The sequence below is a fragment of the Campylobacter concisus ATCC 51562 genome (assembly GCF_000466745.1).
In the GTDB taxonomy this organism is placed as follows: Bacteria; Campylobacterota; Campylobacteria; order Campylobacterales; family Campylobacteraceae; genus Campylobacter_A; species Campylobacter_A concisus_B.
Genome location: NZ_ANNI01000003.1, coordinates 280,874 through 298,799, shown reverse-complemented (window position 1 = coordinate 298,799; position 17,926 = coordinate 280,874). Strand labels below are relative to the sequence as shown.

General features: G+C 37.2%; 15 protein-coding genes. 4 read left to right on the top strand and 11 right to left on the bottom strand.

The window, feature by feature from the left end:
• Positions 1-12: 12 nt before the first annotated feature.
• Genes ATCC51562_RS02825 through ATCC51562_RS02810 form a run of 4 tightly spaced genes read right to left on the bottom strand, consistent with a single transcriptional unit; the run spans position 13 to position 3,119 of the window.
• On the bottom strand, positions 13-273 hold the full coding sequence (locus tag ATCC51562_RS02825; RefSeq protein WP_021090547.1) for an excalibur calcium-binding domain-containing protein: 261 nt from the start codon (positions 271-273) through the stop codon (positions 13-15).
• Positions 274-303: 30 nt separating this feature from the next.
• On the bottom strand, positions 304-1,077 hold the full coding sequence (locus ATCC51562_RS02820) for an ABC transporter ATP-binding protein (RefSeq protein WP_021090615.1): 774 nt from the start codon (positions 1,075-1,077) through the stop codon (positions 304-306).
• Positions 1,077-2,084, bottom strand: a complete 1,008-nt coding sequence (locus ATCC51562_RS02815; protein WP_021090844.1) for a FecCD family ABC transporter permease — start codon at positions 2,082-2,084, stop codon at positions 1,077-1,079. Before ATCC51562_RS02815 ends, ATCC51562_RS02820 begins: the two co-directional genes overlap by 1 nt.
• A 3-nt stretch (positions 2,085-2,087) precedes the next feature.
• The gene (locus ATCC51562_RS02810; protein ID WP_035167319.1) at positions 2,088-3,119 is read right to left on the bottom strand and encodes an ABC transporter substrate-binding protein; all 1,032 of its coding nucleotides are present in this window, start codon (positions 3,117-3,119) and stop codon (positions 2,088-2,090) included.
• A 222-nt stretch (positions 3,120-3,341) separates the two neighbouring features.
• On the opposite strand from ATCC51562_RS02810, the gene ATCC51562_RS02805 reads away from it, so the two are divergent.
• The gene (locus ATCC51562_RS02805) at positions 3,342-5,573 is read left to right on the top strand and encodes a nitric-oxide reductase large subunit (protein WP_021090748.1); all 2,232 of its coding nucleotides are present in this window, start codon (positions 3,342-3,344) and stop codon (positions 5,571-5,573) included.
• A gap of 71 nt (positions 5,574-5,644) precedes the next feature.
• Positions 5,645-6,187 (top strand): DUF1523 family protein, encoded by a 543-nt coding sequence (locus ATCC51562_RS02800; RefSeq protein WP_021090645.1) that lies wholly within the window; start codon positions 5,645-5,647, stop codon positions 6,185-6,187.
• Between the two features lie 466 nt (positions 6,188-6,653).
• Here ATCC51562_RS02800 and hpf read toward each other — a convergent pair whose 3' ends face one another.
• The 6 genes from hpf to fliW form a co-directional block, all read right to left on the bottom strand.
• The gene (gene hpf, locus ATCC51562_RS02795) at positions 6,654-7,181 is read right to left on the bottom strand and encodes a ribosome hibernation-promoting factor, HPF/YfiA family (RefSeq protein WP_021090930.1); all 528 of its coding nucleotides are present in this window, start codon (positions 7,179-7,181) and stop codon (positions 6,654-6,656) included.
• An 80-nt stretch (positions 7,182-7,261) separates the two neighbouring features.
• Positions 7,262-7,684, bottom strand: a complete 423-nt coding sequence (locus ATCC51562_RS02790) for a hypothetical protein (protein WP_021090451.1) — start codon at positions 7,682-7,684, stop codon at positions 7,262-7,264.
• Complete coding sequence (locus ATCC51562_RS02785) at positions 7,684-8,700, bottom strand: type II secretion system protein (protein ID WP_035167213.1); 1,017 nt, start codon at positions 8,698-8,700, stop codon at positions 7,684-7,686. The genes ATCC51562_RS02790 and ATCC51562_RS02785 overlap by 1 nt, the downstream gene beginning before the upstream one ends.
• Positions 8,697-9,392, bottom strand: coding sequence for a type II secretion system protein (locus ATCC51562_RS02780; protein ID WP_021090495.1), 696 nt, complete (start codon positions 9,390-9,392; stop codon positions 8,697-8,699). The genes ATCC51562_RS02785 and ATCC51562_RS02780 overlap by 4 nt, the downstream gene beginning before the upstream one ends.
• On the bottom strand, positions 9,386-13,603 hold the full coding sequence (locus ATCC51562_RS02775; protein ID WP_155242240.1) for a hypothetical protein: 4,218 nt from the start codon (positions 13,601-13,603) through the stop codon (positions 9,386-9,388). The genes ATCC51562_RS02780 and ATCC51562_RS02775 overlap by 7 nt, the downstream gene beginning before the upstream one ends.
• A 59-nt stretch (positions 13,604-13,662) precedes the next feature.
• A complete protein-coding gene (gene fliW / locus ATCC51562_RS02770; RefSeq protein ID WP_021090460.1) occupies positions 13,663-14,046 on the bottom strand; it encodes a flagellar assembly protein FliW in 384 nt (127 codons plus the stop codon).
• Positions 14,047-14,158: 112 nt separating this feature from the next.
• Here fliW and ATCC51562_RS02765 point away from each other — a divergent pair, with 112 nt between their 5' ends.
• Both ATCC51562_RS02765 and lon read left to right on the top strand, forming a co-directional pair.
• Positions 14,159-14,806, top strand: coding sequence for an outer membrane protein assembly factor BamD (locus tag ATCC51562_RS02765; protein ID WP_021091013.1), 648 nt, complete (start codon positions 14,159-14,161; stop codon positions 14,804-14,806).
• An 8-nt stretch (positions 14,807-14,814) separates the two neighbouring features.
• Positions 14,815-17,232: an endopeptidase La gene (gene lon / locus ATCC51562_RS02760; protein ID WP_021090746.1), complete on the top strand. Its 2,418-nt coding sequence runs from the start codon at positions 14,815-14,817 to the stop codon at positions 17,230-17,232.
• Positions 17,233-17,395: 163 nt separating this feature from the next.
• Here the strand turns inward: lon and ATCC51562_RS02755 are convergent, their stop codons facing one another.
• Positions 17,396-17,854 carry a methylated-DNA--[protein]-cysteine S-methyltransferase gene (locus ATCC51562_RS02755; RefSeq protein WP_035167209.1) on the bottom strand — a complete coding sequence of 153 codons (459 nt, stop codon included), beginning with the start codon at positions 17,852-17,854 and terminating at the stop codon, positions 17,396-17,398.
• Positions 17,855-17,926 lie beyond the last annotated feature (72 nt).

Sequence of the window (17,926 nt, the reverse complement as noted above, 5' to 3'; positions counted from 1 at the left end):
ATTTTAATAAAATTATTTTTCTACTCTTCGCTCTTTGCATACATTCTCGCATGGTATGCCGTCACGATCACGATCAAAGCCACTGCGTCCGCATTTTCTTAGATAGTGATATGCTTCTTCGCAACTTTTCATCTCTTTGCAGTAGCGTTTAAAACAATTAAATTTATCCGCCGCATTTGCTATCAATGCAAAAAATAAAATCAAAACTACTTTTTTTATTTTTACTCCAAAGGCAGTATGTATGAAATAGCAAAAATACAAAAGTGCTTTCAAAAGGATAAATTCTTTTGAAAGCAGATAAATTTAAAGAGGATATGTTAAGCAGCACTCTCTTTTTACTTCGTCGATGTAGCTTACGTTTAAGCTTAGCCCATAAAGCTTGCTTAAATTTTCGCTTCTGATAATCTCATTAACCGTACCAAACTCAACATTTCCATCACCTTTTACAAGTGCGACATATCCGCCAAGAAGCACGGCAAAGTCAGGGTTGTGAGTGGTTAGCACGACCGAGTAGCCAAGCTCTTTTAGCCACTTGAGTGTGCGTAAAAATTTATACTGGTTGCCAAAATCAAGCGCACTTGTTGGCTCGTCAAATATGATCATCTTTGGTTGCGCGGCCATCGCACGAGCGATCATACACATCTGCTTTTGACCGCCACTCATTTGAGTGATAAATTTATCTTCAAGGTGCTCGATCTCAAGCTTTTTGGTGTAAATTTTAGCGATCTGCTCATCCTCTTTACTAGGTCTTGCAAAGATACCAAGGTGTGCCGCACGTCCCATCGTGATGAACTCAAGTCCGGTGTATTCATACTCAGTTACCTCGCTTTGAGCTACATACGCCATGATCTTAGCGCGCTCTTTGTTGCTTAGGCTATCTACGTTTTTGCCATCAAGGAAAATTTCTCCTGAAACTGGCTTTAGCGAGCCGCTTATTAGCCCAAGAGTGGTTGATTTGCCAGCTCCATTTCGACCAAGAATAGTTAAAATTTCTCCAGTGCCTATCTTTAAATTTACATTTTCTAGTTTGCCAGCCCCATTTGGGTAGCTAAAGTTTAAATTTCTAACTTCAAGCATCATGCAACCTTTTTATTTCGCCACAAGACCCAGACGAAAAATACCGTGCCGATAAAGCCAGTAAGCACGCCAAGAGGCACTTCGCTCACGCTTATGCTGCGTGCTAAGGTATCAACAAAAAGCAAAAACATAGCGCCCATAAATATGCTTGCAGGCATGCTTCTTATGTTGTTTGCGCCAACTAGCATGCGAGCTAAGTGAGGCATTAAAAGTCCCACCCAGGCCACTATACCGCTTATGCAGACGCTGCAAGCCGTAAGAAGCGTGGCGCAGATGATGATGATAGAGCGCTCGTAAGCCACATTTACGCCAAGTCTAGCCGCACTCTCGTCGCCAAGAGAGAGCAAATTTATACGCCAGCTCATTGCGATTAGCAAAATGGCGCAGATGATCATCACAGGTGCTATATATTTTAAATTCTCACTATCAAGCTTTGCTAGGCTTCCAAGCTGCCAGTAGACGATGTCAGGAAGCTTAGTCTCAGGGTCAGCGACATATTTTAAAAAGCCGATCACTGAGCCCATTAGACCACTTACGATGATACCAGAAAGAACTAGCATAAGCGTGCTTGAGCGCCCCATCATTTTAGGTATGGCTAGTGTGATAGCAACGGCTGCTAGGCCAAAGCCAAATGCAAAAATTTGTATCCAAAATAGCGATAGATCAAAGATGATAGCAGTTGCTGCCCCCACGCAAGCACCAGCTGAGACGCCTAGAAGATCGGGGCTTACTAGCTGGTTTTTAAAGACGCCTTGGTAAGCAGCACCACTCACGCTAAGAGCGGCTCCGACAAGTATAGCTGCGATGATGCGCGGGATGCGTAAATTTTCTATTACGTTTGTGATGTTGCTAGCTGCGCCATCTCCTAGACCAATGCTATGAGCTAGTACGCTAAATACATCGCCAAATGATATGTAAAATCTGCCAACACAAAGTGCGACAAAGGCGCAAAGAAGCGTTAGCAGAGCTAAAAAAATGGTAACTAATGAAAAATTTGCGTTTTTCATATATTATTTTTTGCTACCGTCTGGGTTTAGACCTTTTAGGATATAGTCATATTCTGTATCGCTAAGATCGTGGTTTAAGAACTCTTTGTAAAACTCTTTTGTCTTAGCTTTTATATCTACATCTTTAAATAGATCTGGTTGGATAGTCTTTGCTGCCCATAAAATTTGAAGAGCACTCTCTGCACCGTATCTATCCCAACCAAAAACGCCTTTTGGGTTGCCATAAACTTTGCCGTTTTTAACAGCATTTGAGCCTGAGTATGCAGGGTTTTCTTTTATGCTTTTGATCTGTGCGTCTGTATCAGCACCGCCAACGATGATGATATCTGGGTTTGCGTTGATGAGCTCTTCAGCTGTTAGCTCGATCATAGAGCCTTCTTTTGAGACTGCGTTTTTGCCGCCAGCTAAATTTATCCAAGTATTTATGATAGTTTTTGTGCCATCAACCTTTAATAAATTTGCTCCGCCAAGCAAGTGAAGCACTTTTGGACGTTTAGCATCAGGGATGTTTTTTGTCCTATCAGTTACAAATTTAGTGTTATCTTGGATATTTTTTGTAAGTTTATCAGCCATAGCTCTAGCCTTGTCAGTACCGATCACTTCAGCTGTTGCATAGATGCTTTTTTCCATATCTGGATAGTCTCTAAAGATTAAATTTACAGCGCTAAAACCATTTTTACTAAGCTCATCTTGATAGTTTTTGCTTGAGACTACGACAACATCAGGAGCAAGCTTAACAAGCTCTTCGATCTGAAGATCTTTGCCATCAAGCGCGGCTGGTAAATTTTTAAGTCTTGGATAGACGAGGGCGAACCACTTGTTTTTCTTGATCTGATCGGTTGTGGCTACAACTTTATCCATACCGCCAAGCGCTAGGATGATCTCGTTGTTTGCGTGCCAAAGAGCAGCGATCTTCTCAACCTTCTCAGGCACGCCTACTTTGACGCCTTGCATATCTGTTATGCTTCTAGCAGACTCAGCTGCGTTTAGGCTAAGAGCCATAAAAAGTGAAGCAACAAGGCTAAATTTAGCCATTTTTTGCAAAAAAATTCTTTGCATATTTTTTTCCTTTACTTTAAAAATATAAAGTTGTATATTAATAATTTTTAGGTTAATTCTATGTAAAATTCCGCCAATTTCATAAATTTTTTAAAATTTTTATTAAGACAATATATATCTTTTATTGACATATATCATTAGCTGCTTTTTTAAAATGAGATAAACTTAGCCTTAAAATTTTTAAAAAAAGGAGAATCAATGCGTGAATACAAAAAGTATTGGCTAGCACTTGTTGCAGTACTAGTAATTTGCTTTAGTATTTTAGGCTACTACGGCGTTGAAGTTTATAGAAGCTCGCCACCAGTTGTAAATTTTACAGATGAGAATGGCAATGTCGTGATCGACAAAGAGAGCATCTATAAAGGTCAAGAGGCCTGGCAAAGCATAGGAGGTATGCAAGTTGGCTCTGTTTGGGGACACGGCGCATATCAAGCACCTGATTGGAGCGCGGACTGGCTTCACAAAGAGTTAGTTATATTTTTAGAGTTAAAAGCAGATGAAATTTACCACTCAAAATATGCTGACTTAAATGATGAGCAAAAGGCAAATCTAAAAGTTCTACTTAAAAAAGAGTACCGAGAAAATGGCGTAAAAGACGATAAAATCGTACTTAGCAGCGATAGATTAAAGGCTATGAAACAAGTAAGCCAAGAGTATTCATCACTTTTTGGAAATGACCCTAAGTTTAAATCTTTAAGAGAAGCTTATGCGATGAAAGAAAATACTCTTCCAAATGCTTCTGATAGAGATGATCTTAATAACTTTTTCTTCTGGTCAGCCTGGGCAACCGCAGCAAACAGACCTAATAGCGATGCTACATACACAAACAACTGGCCACACGAGCCACTAATCGATAATGTACCAACAAGCGAAAATATCTTTTGGTCAATCGCAAGTGTTGTAATACTTATTGCTGGTATTGGATTTCTTGTTTGGTTTAGCTCTTTTTATGGTAAAAAAGATGATGAAAAGTTGGAAGCTATTAGCGAAGATCCACTTAGTAAATTAAGCTTAACTCCATCTCAAAAAGCTCTTAAAAAATATCTTTTTGTAACTTTGGCTCTTTTTGCATTCCAAATTTTAATAGGTGGCTTTACGGCTCACTATACAGTCGAAGGACAAGAATTTTACGGTATAAACTTATCAGCTTATATTCCTTATTCACTTGCTAGAACATGGCACATTCAGGCTAGTATCTTCTGGATTGCGACAGGATTTTTAGCAGGCGGTCTTTTCTTAGCACCTATTATAAATGGTGGCAAAGATCCAAAATTCCAAAAGCTTGGCGTAGATTTATTATTTTACGCACTACTAATCCTTGTAGTTGGCAGTTTTGCTGGCGAGTATTTAGCGATCGCAAATATTATGCCTATAAATTTAAGCTTCTGGTTTGGACACCAAGGATATGAATATATCGAGCTTGGACGTGTTTGGCAAATTATTTTATTTGTTGGCCTTGTCATTTGGATGCTACTTTTGCTTCGCGGATTTATCGGCGGATTTAAGAACAAAGGTGACAAAAATTTACTTGCTATCTTTGCAGCTTCAGCCGTTGCAGTTGGATTATTTTACGGAGCAGGATTATTTTACGGTCAAAGAAGTCCACTTCCAGTGATGGAATACTGGCGCTGGTGGGTTGTACACCTTTGGGTTGAAGGCTTTTTTGAGGTCTTTGCTACCGCTTCACTTGCTTTTGTATTTGTTAGTCTTGGTCTTGTTTCAAAGAGATTTGCTACATTTTCAACACTTGCGAGTGCATCACTTTTCTTAGTAGGCGGAATTCCAGGAACTTTCCACCACTTATATTTTGCGGGCACTACAACACCGATAATGGCAGTTGGCGCTAGCTTCTCAGCACTTGAGGTAGTTCCTCTTGTATTGCTTGGAGCTGAAGCTTATGAGCATTATAGACTTCAGTTTGCTCAAACTTGGGCTAAGACATTAAAATGGCCACTTTACTGCTTTATCGCAGTTGCTTTCTGGAATATGTTAGGCGCTGGTGTATTTGGATTTTTAATCAATCCTCCGATCTCACTATTTTATATCCAAGGCCTAAATACGACTCCAGTTCACGGACATGCAGCACTATTTGGTGTTTATGGATTTTTGGCACTTGGATTTGTTTGGTTAGTAGCTACTTATCTATTCAAAGGTCAAGAATTTGATGAGAAACTTATGAAAGTAGGCTTTTGGGGCTTAAATATAGGCCTTATGCTAATGATCGTGCTTTCACTACTTCCAATAGGAATTTATCAAGCATTTGCAAGCCTAGAGCATGGTATGTGGTATGCAAGAAGCGCTGAGCTTTTACAACAATCACACTTACAAAATTTAAGATGGGTAAGAATGATTGGCGACACGATTTTAATAATCGGTGGAATCAGCTTCCTTGCGCAACTTCTAAAATTTATGCTTAATAAAAAAGCTTAAAACTAAAGGGGTATTTTGCCCCTTTATTAAGCTATCTTTTCATAAAATAACGCAAATTTAAAAGGAAAGAAATGATTACATTTTTTAAAAGAATTTGCGTTATTTTTATCGTACTCTTACACTCTTTTTTGGCTCTTGTAGTTGATTATTCGTTTCCACACTATGCAAATGTGCAAATCACAGGTGGCGATGTCAAACGTATGGACAAAGATGGCATCATCGATGCTAAAAATCCGGCTGATGGCCCTACCAGAGATGTTTATTTTATCTACACTAAAGATTCTAATAATTCAAATAAAGTCATGGCTTATAGAAATGAAGATACTGCATGGGGTTTTCCTTTTTATTTTAAATTTAACTCAGCTGATGTACAAGCCAAGGCTCAAGGCTTTGCAAATAGCGATAAAAACGTAACTGTAAAATATTATGGATATAGAATTTCTATGCTTCAAGAGTTTAGAAATGTCATCTCACTAAAAGAAAGCGGCACAGATACTAGTTGGCCGGTAGCTAGCTATGTATTTTACTTTATCTTGTTTATCTCACTAATCATTTGGATAAGAAAGATAAATAAGGCCTTTAGACCAAAAACTAGTGAAAATTTAGAGAAATAGATAGCATTTGTTTTAGTTATTTGATATTTTAAAAATCAAAAAGAGAGCTTTGTTTCTCTTTTATCTTTAAAAATTTCTAGTAATATCAAGCATTTTTAGCTCGTTTGCTCTGTTGTATTATTTGTCACATTCATCTACGTTTTTCCAGCTTGTAAAGTAAAATTCCACATCTTGATGCTTGCAATTATTTTTAAGAAAATCGCCCACTTTTTTATGGCATATACTTTTTTGCTACGCTCTTCACTAGCTACAACCTAGTTTATTGGTTCGCCAAGATCTTCTTAAAATGGCTTACAGGGAAGCCTTCTTGTATCTACGTCTATCTCACGCAAGGATATCTATTCTATTTTTGAAAATTTAAAGCCATTTGCTGGCGTAGCAGTTTTTGTAACAAGATTTCTTAGATTTCAGAAAGAAATTTTATAGTGAATTAGCTTAAATTTTAGGGGCAAAGCTGCCCCTATTTTTAGTAAAGACCAAAAGTTCCGTCTGTTCTTTTGTAGATCACACGCATTTTGGCATCAACATCGTTAAATACGTAAAATTGTTTATCACTTGATTTTAGTTTCTCAAGTGCTTCTTCGACTTCAAGTGGTTTATAAATTTCAAGCTCCATAGGCACGATTTCTTCAACACCTTCGATCTTTTCTTCGCCTATTCTTGAGCGAAATTCTTTGTCGTCAGCCTTGCCTTTAACAGTAAATTTCTTATCATGCTCTCTTCTTAAAACTTTTGATGCTTTTTCGATAGCAAGATCGATCGCAGCGTAAAGGTCTTTATCTTTTTGGCGAACGACTATGGTGTCTTTATGGGCCATATTTAGAGAAAATTCTGCATTAAAGCCTTTTTTTCCTTGTTTTTCATCGGCTGCTACAACACATCTTGCTGAGATGATATCGAGATTGTATTTGCCAAGCGTATCAAAAGCGTCTTGGATATAGTTTTTGATTGGCTCTGTTAGCTCAAATTGTTTTCCTACAATGCTTATGTTCATCGTAATCTCCTTTATAGAAAGTAAGATGATTATAACACGCTAAAACTAAAAACAAATTAAACTAAAATCTTTATAAAATTTTAAAGTTTCTGAAGAGTTCGTTTGTAAAAATTTATAGGATTTGGCGTTTTTTTATCTTTTGATGTTACAAAAACATCAAAGATCATGTTGCCAGTACTTGCGACTCCGTTTGTTCCTGGCATGATGGTCGGTGGAGTGCATATGCCGATATCGCCAAAGTAAGTTATTTTTACTTTAAAGTCGAACATATCGTTAAATTCTCCATCTACTTTATCTAGGCATTTATTTGAGAAATCGGTTCTAAAAATTTCAAACATTGCATACTCTGCTGCTGCTTGAGCAACGAGTTGTGCTTGCTCTCTTAGATAAATTTCACTGCTTTGTCTAGCTGATGTGCTAGCTATCGAAAGGGCAAGAGTGCTTATAGAAGCTGCTACAACTAGAAAAAATATCGCTGCTATTAACGTAAATCCTTTTCTCATTAATAAACCGCCTTTGACTTGCAAATGGTTATTTCTAATTTTTCTGCTTTAAGGCAGAGCTTTAGCGCGATGACACCATTTTTTTCCGTGAAGACAAATCTTGTTACGTGTTTAGCTAGTGTTGCACTTTCGGCTTTGATATCCTTTGTAGATGTTGAGCTAAATTTTTTAAAGCTTTCATTTAGCCATGGCCTATAGTTGTAGTAAATTTTAAGGTCAAAAGAGCCATTTTGTATATCCTCGGCACTTTGCTCAGCTGGCGCTATGGCAATAGCTGTGTAAGCTAGCTTATACTGCTCTGAAATTTTTTTATTTTTAAAATCACTTGAAATCTTAAGCGTATCGATTGATTGTATGCCAACTTTTGCAATATCTAAGTGCCTTTGGTCTAAATTTTCTTGATAGCCAAAGCTGCTACCAACTCTATAAAGTATGCTAGAAAATATCGCCACTAAACCACCATTTTCATTATCGGCGTTTATACACCTAGAGCCGCTATTTACATCTTCTTCATTGCTATCATTTTCGCAGGTCAAGTCCATTACGCCGTTTCTAAAAGCGTCATTAAATTTGCTTCCAGGGCTTTTTAATCCATTTGCAATAGAACTATTTGCAAGATCTACATATCCGCTATATATGCCTTCTTCGATGATAGGATCTCCGTTAGTATCATCTCCTTTATATTCGTTGATGCCATCAAATAGCTCATAAGCAGCTGGGATAAATTCTAAAATTTCAAAGTCGCTACTTAAATTTACGCCACTATCATTTAGAGCTAGGTAATCTCCATTTTTTTTTCTAGCGATAACGCTTTGTTTGATTCTGTGGCTAAGTAGTATTGAAATTTGCTCTAGAGCGATTTCGCTTTGTGTTTCTAGTTCGTTTATTACTTTGCTTTGAAAATAGTTTTGATATAAATTCATAAGCGTGTTAAAGCTCATAAGTGAGATAACACCAAGTACGGTGATGACTATTATTAGCTCAATTAATGTAAAAGCTTTTTTTGTTTTTTTCATTTCCATTCTTTTACACTTAGAGTACTGCTTTCACCTATATTAAAGGCATATCCATAAAGTACGCTTTTGCTCTCTTTTGTAGTTTTCATAGTCGTATCTAGCTTTATCTGTAAAACGTCACTATCATTTAAAGGAGTGCTAACTACAAATTTATCAGCTCCATTTGTTATAGTTGGAGTCGTCTCTGTATCTATGATAAAGTCGCGTTTAGTAGTGCTAGCAGTTGGTGAGATGGATTTTTGGGTATTAAAATTTTTGATAGATTTTACTTTAAAATTTACGCTTTTGATTGATTCTGGAAGCTTTGAATCATTAGGCCTTGTGGCACATGCAGATGAATTTTGCACTGGATATGCAAGTATCCTATGTCCCTCTCCTTTTACACCGCTTTTTTCATAAAAATCCGGATTTGCCCCTTGATCGCAGATAATAAGAGGAAAAATTATAGCCTCTTGAGTGGTTATAGATGATGGCATGGTATTTTTACCGGCTATTAAGACTTGATCGCTAAATGGTGCTTTTAATATTAATGACATATAAGTTTTAGCATTCATTAGTCCTTCTTGCATTAAGGACTGCTCGCTTAAATTTGAAGTAGTTCTTACCGCTAGTGGCAGGCTTGCACTTACTATGGCTACTACAAGCACTGACAAGATAAGCTCTATCAATGAAAAGCCGCCCCTTTTTACCACTCTATTCTCCTGTTTGTCTTGTCGCTTATATCTAGGTTACTATCACTATTAGATTTTACTCCTATAAAACCTCCAACTGCGCCGCTTGTCTTATCCTCTATATTATTGCTCTTTAGGACTTTACCAGCCCATTCGCCATTTGGTACTAGAAAATTTAGATTGAAATTATTTGTTTCAGGTTTCTCATCAAATTCACTATAAAGAAGCCAACTAGGTGCTCTCATTTTAGCCACATCAGTAACTGCCGAAGGGTTTCTTATAAAAATTATTTGCTTGCCATTGCTTATGCTACTTACATCATTTCTTAAAACAGTACCGCTGTAAGTATTTGTAAAGCTAAAGTCATGATAGTTAAGTACTCCTGCATTGTGTTTTGGATTGGTAGCCCAAAATGGTGCAGCTGGAAAGTCTTGCCATAGTTTGCCATTATCTTTCATATAGATATTTTTATTGCATCCATCACAGTAGGCACCATAATAAATTTTGGCGTAAAAGCCACTATAAAGCCCTTCATAAAATGGTGCATAAACCCTACCAAAGTAAAATTTTGCCGTTGTTTCTGTTGCTGGTTTTTCATATTTTTTTACTGTATCGGTGCTATCTGACATGCCGCTAAAGCTAAAATCATTACTTGAAATAGTAAAAGGATTTTTAGCATGATTTACTTTTCTTTCAAAATTAAAATATACTTCACCTTTGCCTACGCCATTTACAAAAGTGTTTTTCTCTACATAAAATGTTGATTTTGTGGCACTTGGATCTATCGCTTTTCGAGTATTTGAGCCAGGAATTTCAAAAAACAAAATTTCTTCATTTGCTTTTGCTAATGTGCCGGCATTACCATCATTATCTGTAAAATTTAAAGGAACTCTATCTAGCTTTATGTCAAAGTTCATATTCTTTGCATAGCAATCTTCATTATAAAGTTTTGCAGGGTCATCGTTAAACAACCTAGCAGTTACTTCAAAGTCAAGCTTTGCTTTTTGTATGCCTTCATTATCAAGGTATGTTATATCGCTATCTTTTGTTATCTTTAACTTGCTTATTTGTATATCTTTTGGCCTAAATAGATAATCTCTATTGCCTTCTAGCTTTATACTACATCCGATCCTTCCTTCTTGAGCAGTATCTTGTGATGGATCGTTGCTAATTGAGTTTTTTACACAATCATCAGCTCTTGATGGCCCATGTTGATCAGTTATTGTATAGTCTTTGTCTAATACATAAAAATATGTATCGCCTATATCTGAGTAAGAAAAGCCAACAGGTCCACTTGATGTGTGACGGAAAATTTTACCCAATGCTTTATTTGGATCGTTAAAATCTACGCTTAGTTTGTTCTCACTCTCTATAATGCTAGGATCACAAGTCGCACTATATGCTGGTACAAGTTTTATCTCTCCATTTGAGCCACTTATGTTATTTATATAACCATTTGCTAAGCCACTATCAAGAGGTTTCATAGCCGCAAGAGCAATGTTATTATAAACTTTGCCGCCTATTAAAACATTGTTATTATTGATCGTATTCTTCTTAGTATCCCATATTCTAAAGTGGCTTGGTCTTATGGCAAAATCATCTAATTTTTCGCATTCAACTTTTGTAGTATTTGTCACTGGATCAAGATGAGAAATTCTAAATTTTACGCTTTTATAGGCTCTATCAATACTAATGCCTGACAACAAAATATCAGTTACGCCATTAAATGTTATATCTTGTTCATATAAATTTGTTGGAGCATTGCAAGACTCAACCAACTCTACTTTTACATCTACTGGAGCATCTGGTACTTTTTTATTGCCATCTGTATCATAGTTTGTGATATAGACATTAAATGGCGTAGAAACGATTTTTGTTAGAAGTCTATTTTTAAATTTAGTTTTAAAAGCCGCTGAGCCATCGTCTTGTCTATTACTTGCGATGAAATTATTTGGACTGGCACTAACGCCTAAAGTAATGTTGTAATTTTGATTGCTACATCTTCTTATATATGTATCATAGGGCTGTAAATTTATATCAGCATTTGCAACCGTGGCTTTGTAACTATTTGGCTCAAATTTAGACTTAAGGGTAGTTTCATATATGGCATAAGCGTAGTTACCTTGATGAATTAGCATTTCTCCACCCTTATTTGCAGCAGCACCTTGTCCTAAATAAAAAGTTAAGTCATTTCCGCTTAATTGCTGCAGGCCTGTGTTGTCGTTATAGTGTACCTGTCCTGACATAGTAAGTAGATCACTAGGTCCTTGCGATGCTTTATCTGCGTAAATGTAAGTTGAGTTTGGATTATAAATTTGGCTTGGATCTATTGTGGCTTTTAGCGCAAAGTCTTGGGCAGCTTCATTAGTATTATTTGTAACTTCAACGAAAGTTTTTAAAATAGTATTTGCTGGCACTACTGTTGGAGTATTTTCTTGCACCTTTGTAAAAGTACTATCGCTAGGTTTTTTTGCATAAATATATTCCATGTAGCAAACATCTGGTTTATATATACGAGAAGAAAAGCCAACTAGAGCTAAATTTATACGGTCAGCACTTACAACATTAGCACCGCCTGAGCTTTTAATCGTTGTAACTGTAAATTTTATATCCGCTTCTTTTTGAGCATATGACATTTTGTCCGATATATCAAATATATCTAAGTCTGCTTGAGAGTGAAATTTTTTACCTGGATTTATAAGTTGTCCAAATTTTGTCATAGTTGAGTTAAACTGATCGCCTTGTGCGTTATATCCGCTGGTGATACTCTGATAGCTGCCACCTTTTTTTATCTTAATATCTTCACCCTTTGTTTCTGGCTTGCCGCCAAATGAAAACATTGTGAGCGAAGCATCTATATTTCCTGCTTTTGGTGTGTAGATATTTTCAAATTTTACATCTATGGTTGAGCTCTTTACAGTACCAAATGGATCGCTTGACTTCATCCAGTCCGCCGCAAGTCTTTCTAGTCCATCAAATATACTAACAAGCTTTGGCTCTATATTGTTTGCTGCAGCGGTTTTATCATCAAAGTCATAAATTATGACCAAACTCCAAGCCGCAAATTGTGGTGCGATGGATTGTATCCAGTAGCCATTTTGCCCTTGAACTGGTGAAAACAGTAGCGTGCCGTATGTTTTTTTTAGTTTTCTATTAGTAGAGTTGTTTACCTTATATATGCCATCATTTGGGTCTATAAATTCATCACTAAAGGGAATCGTAGTGGATCTGATATTGCCAGCATAAAATGTCCTATCTGACTCACCAGTACCAAGAGAATCTCTAACTATATCTGTTACATCAGCACTTGCTACATATTGGTAGTTTATTCCAGCCTTTACATAGTAGCTATTAGACTCGTTTTGATTATATGATTCAAGAGTCATTGATTTTGGTTTATACTCACTAAATGAACCAAACCAAAAGACATCTTTTGGATCAGCATCTATTGTAATTACATTTTTTCCAGGAGCTTTAAAATCAATCCTGCTATATCCTTTTATGTAATTTAAAGCACTTACATATAAATTTGACCCAAGATTTTTTATTGCCCAGTTTTGATAAAGAGAGCCACCCCAGTAAAGCCTGGCATAGACTACGTTTTTACCTTTTAAATTATTTTGTATAAAGGTATTTTTCTCACTAAAATCAAATGTGGAAGAGGATGAATTTTGACAATAAGGATACTTGCTAGGATTATAAATATATGTTGTTTGACAAAGTGTGTAATTGCTAGGCGAAAAATTACCAGTATCTAAAAATATTCTATCGGCTGTAGATGATGTTCTTGTTACGTTAGATGGATCTGGAACAAAATTATATCCAGCGTATTGTGGAATCATAATAGTAGCACCAATGGTAGCTATATCTCCATTTACTCTGGTATTTAGATTTCCATTTATTGATCTCTGTCTTAAGCCTTTAGAGTGATCATCCCACATACCTATTAATGATCGTTGATTCCATGGAGAAAATTGCTCAACGTAAATATGATAGTGATCTTGTGCTAAGCCTGAAGAAAAGCTATTGGTGTCTATCGTCCAGGTTCTATCAGATTTTCTTATGCAATGTGGGATATTTTTAGAAGAGTTGTCTTGGTACTCTTCGGCGTCTATAAAGCAAGAATAATTTGCTCCACTACAACCAATAGATACTGCTTCTGCTGTCGTACAAGCTCTTGGTGAACAAAAACCAAACGTGGCAATAAAACAGAGTAAGTATACTACCTTCACAACAAATCCTCTAAATAACAACAAAAATCTATCCTTAGATTTTTAAAAACTTTTAGCTACTATTTTTGTATAAAATTTTCTATCATTTCAGCTTGCCCGTACTGAGGATATTTGGCAATGTCTAAAACGACTTGAGATAAGGTCATATTGTCCATATTGCAAACGATAGGAGCTACAAAATTTACAGTTGATTTTTCAAGCGGGAGTGCAACAACGATAATGTTATAAATTCTAAGTTGAGAGCTTTCTTTAATCTCCATAAGATCTTCATAATAGCTTGGAATATCGAATTCGTAGCTTCTTAATGCAAAAGGATTTATCATTGTAAAAGATGTCTCATCATCTTTGCTTGCTAGCTTAACAAAAAATTTATCAAGTTCAATTAACTCCATCGTCTTGATATGCTCAAAGCCTAAAATAGGGCTTTTAACACTAAAAATCATACTAACTCCTATTTTGTAAAGTTGCCGTATTTTATCATAGTTTTAAAAAATTTATACAAAAATAATAGCAAAAAATGTAGAATACGAGGATTTAAACTTTTTAAGGAAAAGCATGAAAAGATTTTCTAAATTTCTAGCAGTTGTAGCTCTTTTGGGGCTTTTTAGTGGTTGTGCTGAAAAATATACCGAGCTTTACAATCTAACTCCTGATGAGTGGTATGCTCAGGTTATCGCTGATATAAAAGACGGTGATCTTGAAGCGGCCGATAAACACTATGTTTCAATGGCAAGCGAACACGTAGCAAGCCCACTTTTGGAGCAAATTTTACTTATCCTTGCCCAAGCTCACGCAAATGATGAAGAGTATCTAATGGCAAATCACTATCTTGACGAGTATATCAAAAGATATGGCGACAACGGCCCAAAAACAGAGTTTGCTCAGTATCTAAAGATAAAAGCAAATTTTGACTCATTTACTCAGCCAAACCGTAACCAAAAGCTTATGGAAGATAGCGTAACAGAGATCGAGAAATTTCTTTATATGTATCCAAATACTGAATATAAGCCACTTATTGAGACTATGCTTATTAAATTCAAACTCGCGCTTTACTTCCTAGATATGCAAATAGCAGATCTTTACAATAGGACTGGTCGTGATGTTTCGGCTAAAATTTACGAGCAAAAGCTTGAAGAGTCGCCGTTTAAAAACTCAGATCTTATCAAACCTGACGTGGCATGGTATAGAAAACTGTTTGAATAGGAGAAATTTTGCAAATAAACGAAAATAAAGGCTTCCCAACTGAAATTCCTATTATCGTTGAGGACGAGCTATTTTTATATCCATTTATGATAACTCCGCTTTTTTTAAGCGACGATGAAAATTTAAAGGCACTTGAACTCGCCATACAAGAAGAGACTCCGATCCTTGTGGTACCCACAAAGCCTCAGCAAGACGGCGCTAGAGATTTTGATGGTATCTATGATGCTGGTGTGATCGGCACGATAATGCGCCGTGTGCCACTACCCGATGGACGTGTAAAAGTTCTATTTCAAGGCATAGACAAAGGTAAAATTTTAAAACAATCAGGTATAAACCCACTCCGTGGCATCGTCGATATGCTTCATGTCAAACGTCCATCACAGGTCAAAACTGACGCTCTTATCGTAGTTTTAAGAGAAAAAGTAAGAGAGCTTTCGCAGTTTAGCCATTTTTTTCCACCTGATCTTTTAAAGACGATCGAAGAGAGCGCTGAAGCGATCAGGGTTTGTGACCTAGTTTCAAGTGCACTTCGCTTAAAAAAACAGATCGCTTATAGTTTTTTTGTCGAGGAAAATTTAGAGCAACGCCTACTAAAACTAATCGACTACGTCATCGAAGAGATCGAGGCAAATAAGCTTCAAAAAGAGATAAAAAATAAAGTCCATTCAAAGATCGACAAGACAAATAAAGAGTACTTTTTAAAAGAGCAGCTAAAGCAAATTCAAGCCGAGCTTGGAGCGGATACAAGCCGTGAAGAGGAGCTTGAAGAGTACCGCAAAAAGCTTGATGCGAAGAAGAAATTTATGGCTGAGGACGCCTACAAAGAGATCAAAAAACAAATAGATAAGCTTTCACGCATGCACCCAGACTCAGCTGACGCAAATACCTTGCAAAGCTACCTTGACTGGGTACTTGAAATTCCATTTGAAAATGTAGCTAAGAAAAAATCATCCATCACTGAAGTGAGCAAGCACCTAAATGCCGATCATTACAGCTTAGAGAAGCCAAAAGAGCGCATCGAAGAGTATTTTGCTTTGCGTGAGCTTTTGGAGCTTAGAGGCGTTGGCGAAAAGGTAAATAATGGCGCTATTTTATGCTTTGCAGGCCCTCCAGGCGTGGGAAAAACCAGCCTTGCAAACTCGATCGCAAAGGCACTAAAGCGAGAGCTAGTCAGGATCGCACTTGGTGGACTTGAGGACGTAAATGAGCTAAGAGGTCACCGCCGCACCTACATAGGCGCTATGCCAGGTCGCATTGTGCAAGGGCTCATAGAAGCTAAGCAGATGAATCCAGTGGTTGTTTTAGATGAGATCGACAAGGTTGGTAGAAGCTACAGAGGTGATCCGACCGCTGTTTTACTTGAGATTTTGGACCCAGAGCAAAATAATAAATTTAGAGACTACTATCTAAATTTTAACATCGATCTTAGCAAGATTATCTTCATCGCTACAGCAAATGATGTGAGCATGATCCCAGCCGCACTTCGCGACAGGATGGAGTTTATCGAGCTTAGCTCATACACCCCACAAGAGAAATTTGAGATCGCTAAAAAGTATCTATTGCCTCAAGAGCTTAAAAAGCACGGCCTAAAACCAAGTGATGTGAGTATCAGCAAAGAGGCACTTGAGCTAATTATCAGCGACTATACAAGAGAGAGTGGCGTGCGAAATTTACGCCGCAGGATCGCTGATATATTAAGAAAAGTCGCCAAAAATATCCTCACTAAAAAAAATGAGGGCAAGATCAGTGTCACAGCTAAAAATTTGAAAGAATTTTTAGAGAAAAAGGTCTATGAAATCGAGCCAGCGGACAAAAAAGATCAGATAGGTCTAGTAAATGGCCTTGCGTGGACTAGTGTCGGTGGTGACGTGCTAAGGATCGAGGCTATAAGGATCCAGGGTAAAGGCAGTATGCAGATCACCGGTCAGCTAGGTGACGTGATGAAAGAGAGCGCTCAAATAGCATTTAGCGTGGTAAAAGTGCTGATCGATAACAAAAAAATAAAAGTACCGATGACTATCGTACCAAAACTAGATGACGATAAGCATAAGCTTGAAGCCAGCGATGTTTATAGACGCTATGATCTTCACTTGCACGTGCCAGAGGGCGCGGTGCCAAAAGATGGACCAAGTGCTGGCATCACGATGGCAACTGCGATCGCATCGATACTAACCGATACAAAGGTAAGACACGACATAGCAATGACTGGTGAGATCACGCTAACTGGTAGAGTGCTACCTATCGGTGGTCTAAAAGAGAAGCTAATCGCCGCACACAAAGCTGGCATCAAAACAGCCCTGATACCTCGCAAGAACTACGACCGCGACCTAGTAGATATCCCAGCCGAAGTAAAAGCTGACATGAAGATCATCGCCGTAGATACGATCGATGATGTGCTAAAAAATGCTCTTGTAGCTAAAAAATAATCCAAAACCTAGCCCCATTTGGCCTCACTTTGGGCTAGGAAATTTTCATAAATTACTACGAAGTAAAAATTTAGGCTAGCTTGTTTACTCTATTTAGAGCCGTGATATGCTCGTTTGTAAATTTTAAAATTTGCCGGACTTTTATTTTGCTGTAAATTTTTAGCTATTTATGCTTTGCTTCATGCTCTAAAAGCCAAATTTTAGTTGGTAGACCATCTCCGCCAGAATAGCCGCCAAGCCCGTTACTAGCTAGCACTCTGTGGCAAGGGATGATGATAGGCACTGGATTTTTAGCATTGGCTGATCCTGCTGCTCGGTAGGCATTTTTATGACCTACGGCAAGTGCAAGGGCTGCGTATGTAGTCGTTTCTCCGTATGGTACTTTTTGTAAAGCCTCGTAAATTTTTGCTCTAAAATTAGTCGTTTTTATATCAAGCCTTACGCTAAATTTTTTAAGCCTGCCTTCGAAATATGCTTTTAGCTCATCAAGGCAAAGCTTTAAATTTTCATCTTTTACTGCAATTTTTTCAAATTTATCTACAAAATTTATCTCACAAATTCCATTTTCGCTAGCAATGATCTCCAAAATTCCGATAGGCGATTTTAGGTAAGCTTTTGACACATTTGCTCCTTGAAATTTGAAATTTTGGGTAAATTTTACTTTAGTTTGTTTTGCTTTTTGATAAAATGCAAG

Coding starts and splice junctions, on each gene's coding strand:
- ATCC51562_RS02805 (WP_021090748.1), top strand. CDS start 3,342: ATGCGTGAATACAAAAAGTATTGGCTAGCACTTGTTGCAGTACTAGTA.
- ATCC51562_RS02810 (WP_035167319.1), bottom strand. CDS start 3,119: ATGGCTAAATTTAGCCTTGTTGCTTCACTTTTTATGGCTCTTAGCCTA.
- fliW (WP_021090460.1), bottom strand. CDS start 14,046: ATGATTTTTAGTGTTAAAAGCCCTATTTTAGGCTTTGAGCATATCAAG.
- ATCC51562_RS02815 (WP_021090844.1), bottom strand. CDS start 2,084: ATGAAAAACGCAAATTTTTCATTAGTTACCATTTTTTTAGCTCTGCTA.
- ATCC51562_RS02790 (WP_021090451.1), bottom strand. CDS start 7,684: ATGAGAAAAGGATTTACGTTAATAGCAGCGATATTTTTTCTAGTTGTA.
- ATCC51562_RS02765 (WP_021091013.1), top strand. CDS start 14,159: ATGAAAAGATTTTCTAAATTTCTAGCAGTTGTAGCTCTTTTGGGGCTT.
- ATCC51562_RS02785 (WP_035167213.1), bottom strand. CDS start 8,700: ATGAAAAAAACAAAAAAAGCTTTTACATTAATTGAGCTAATAATAGTC.
- hpf (WP_021090930.1), bottom strand. CDS start 7,181: ATGAACATAAGCATTGTAGGAAAACAATTTGAGCTAACAGAGCCAATC.
- ATCC51562_RS02800 (WP_021090645.1), top strand. CDS start 5,645: ATGATTACATTTTTTAAAAGAATTTGCGTTATTTTTATCGTACTCTTA.
- ATCC51562_RS02820 (WP_021090615.1), bottom strand. CDS start 1,077: ATGCTTGAAGTTAGAAATTTAAACTTTAGCTACCCAAATGGGGCTGGC.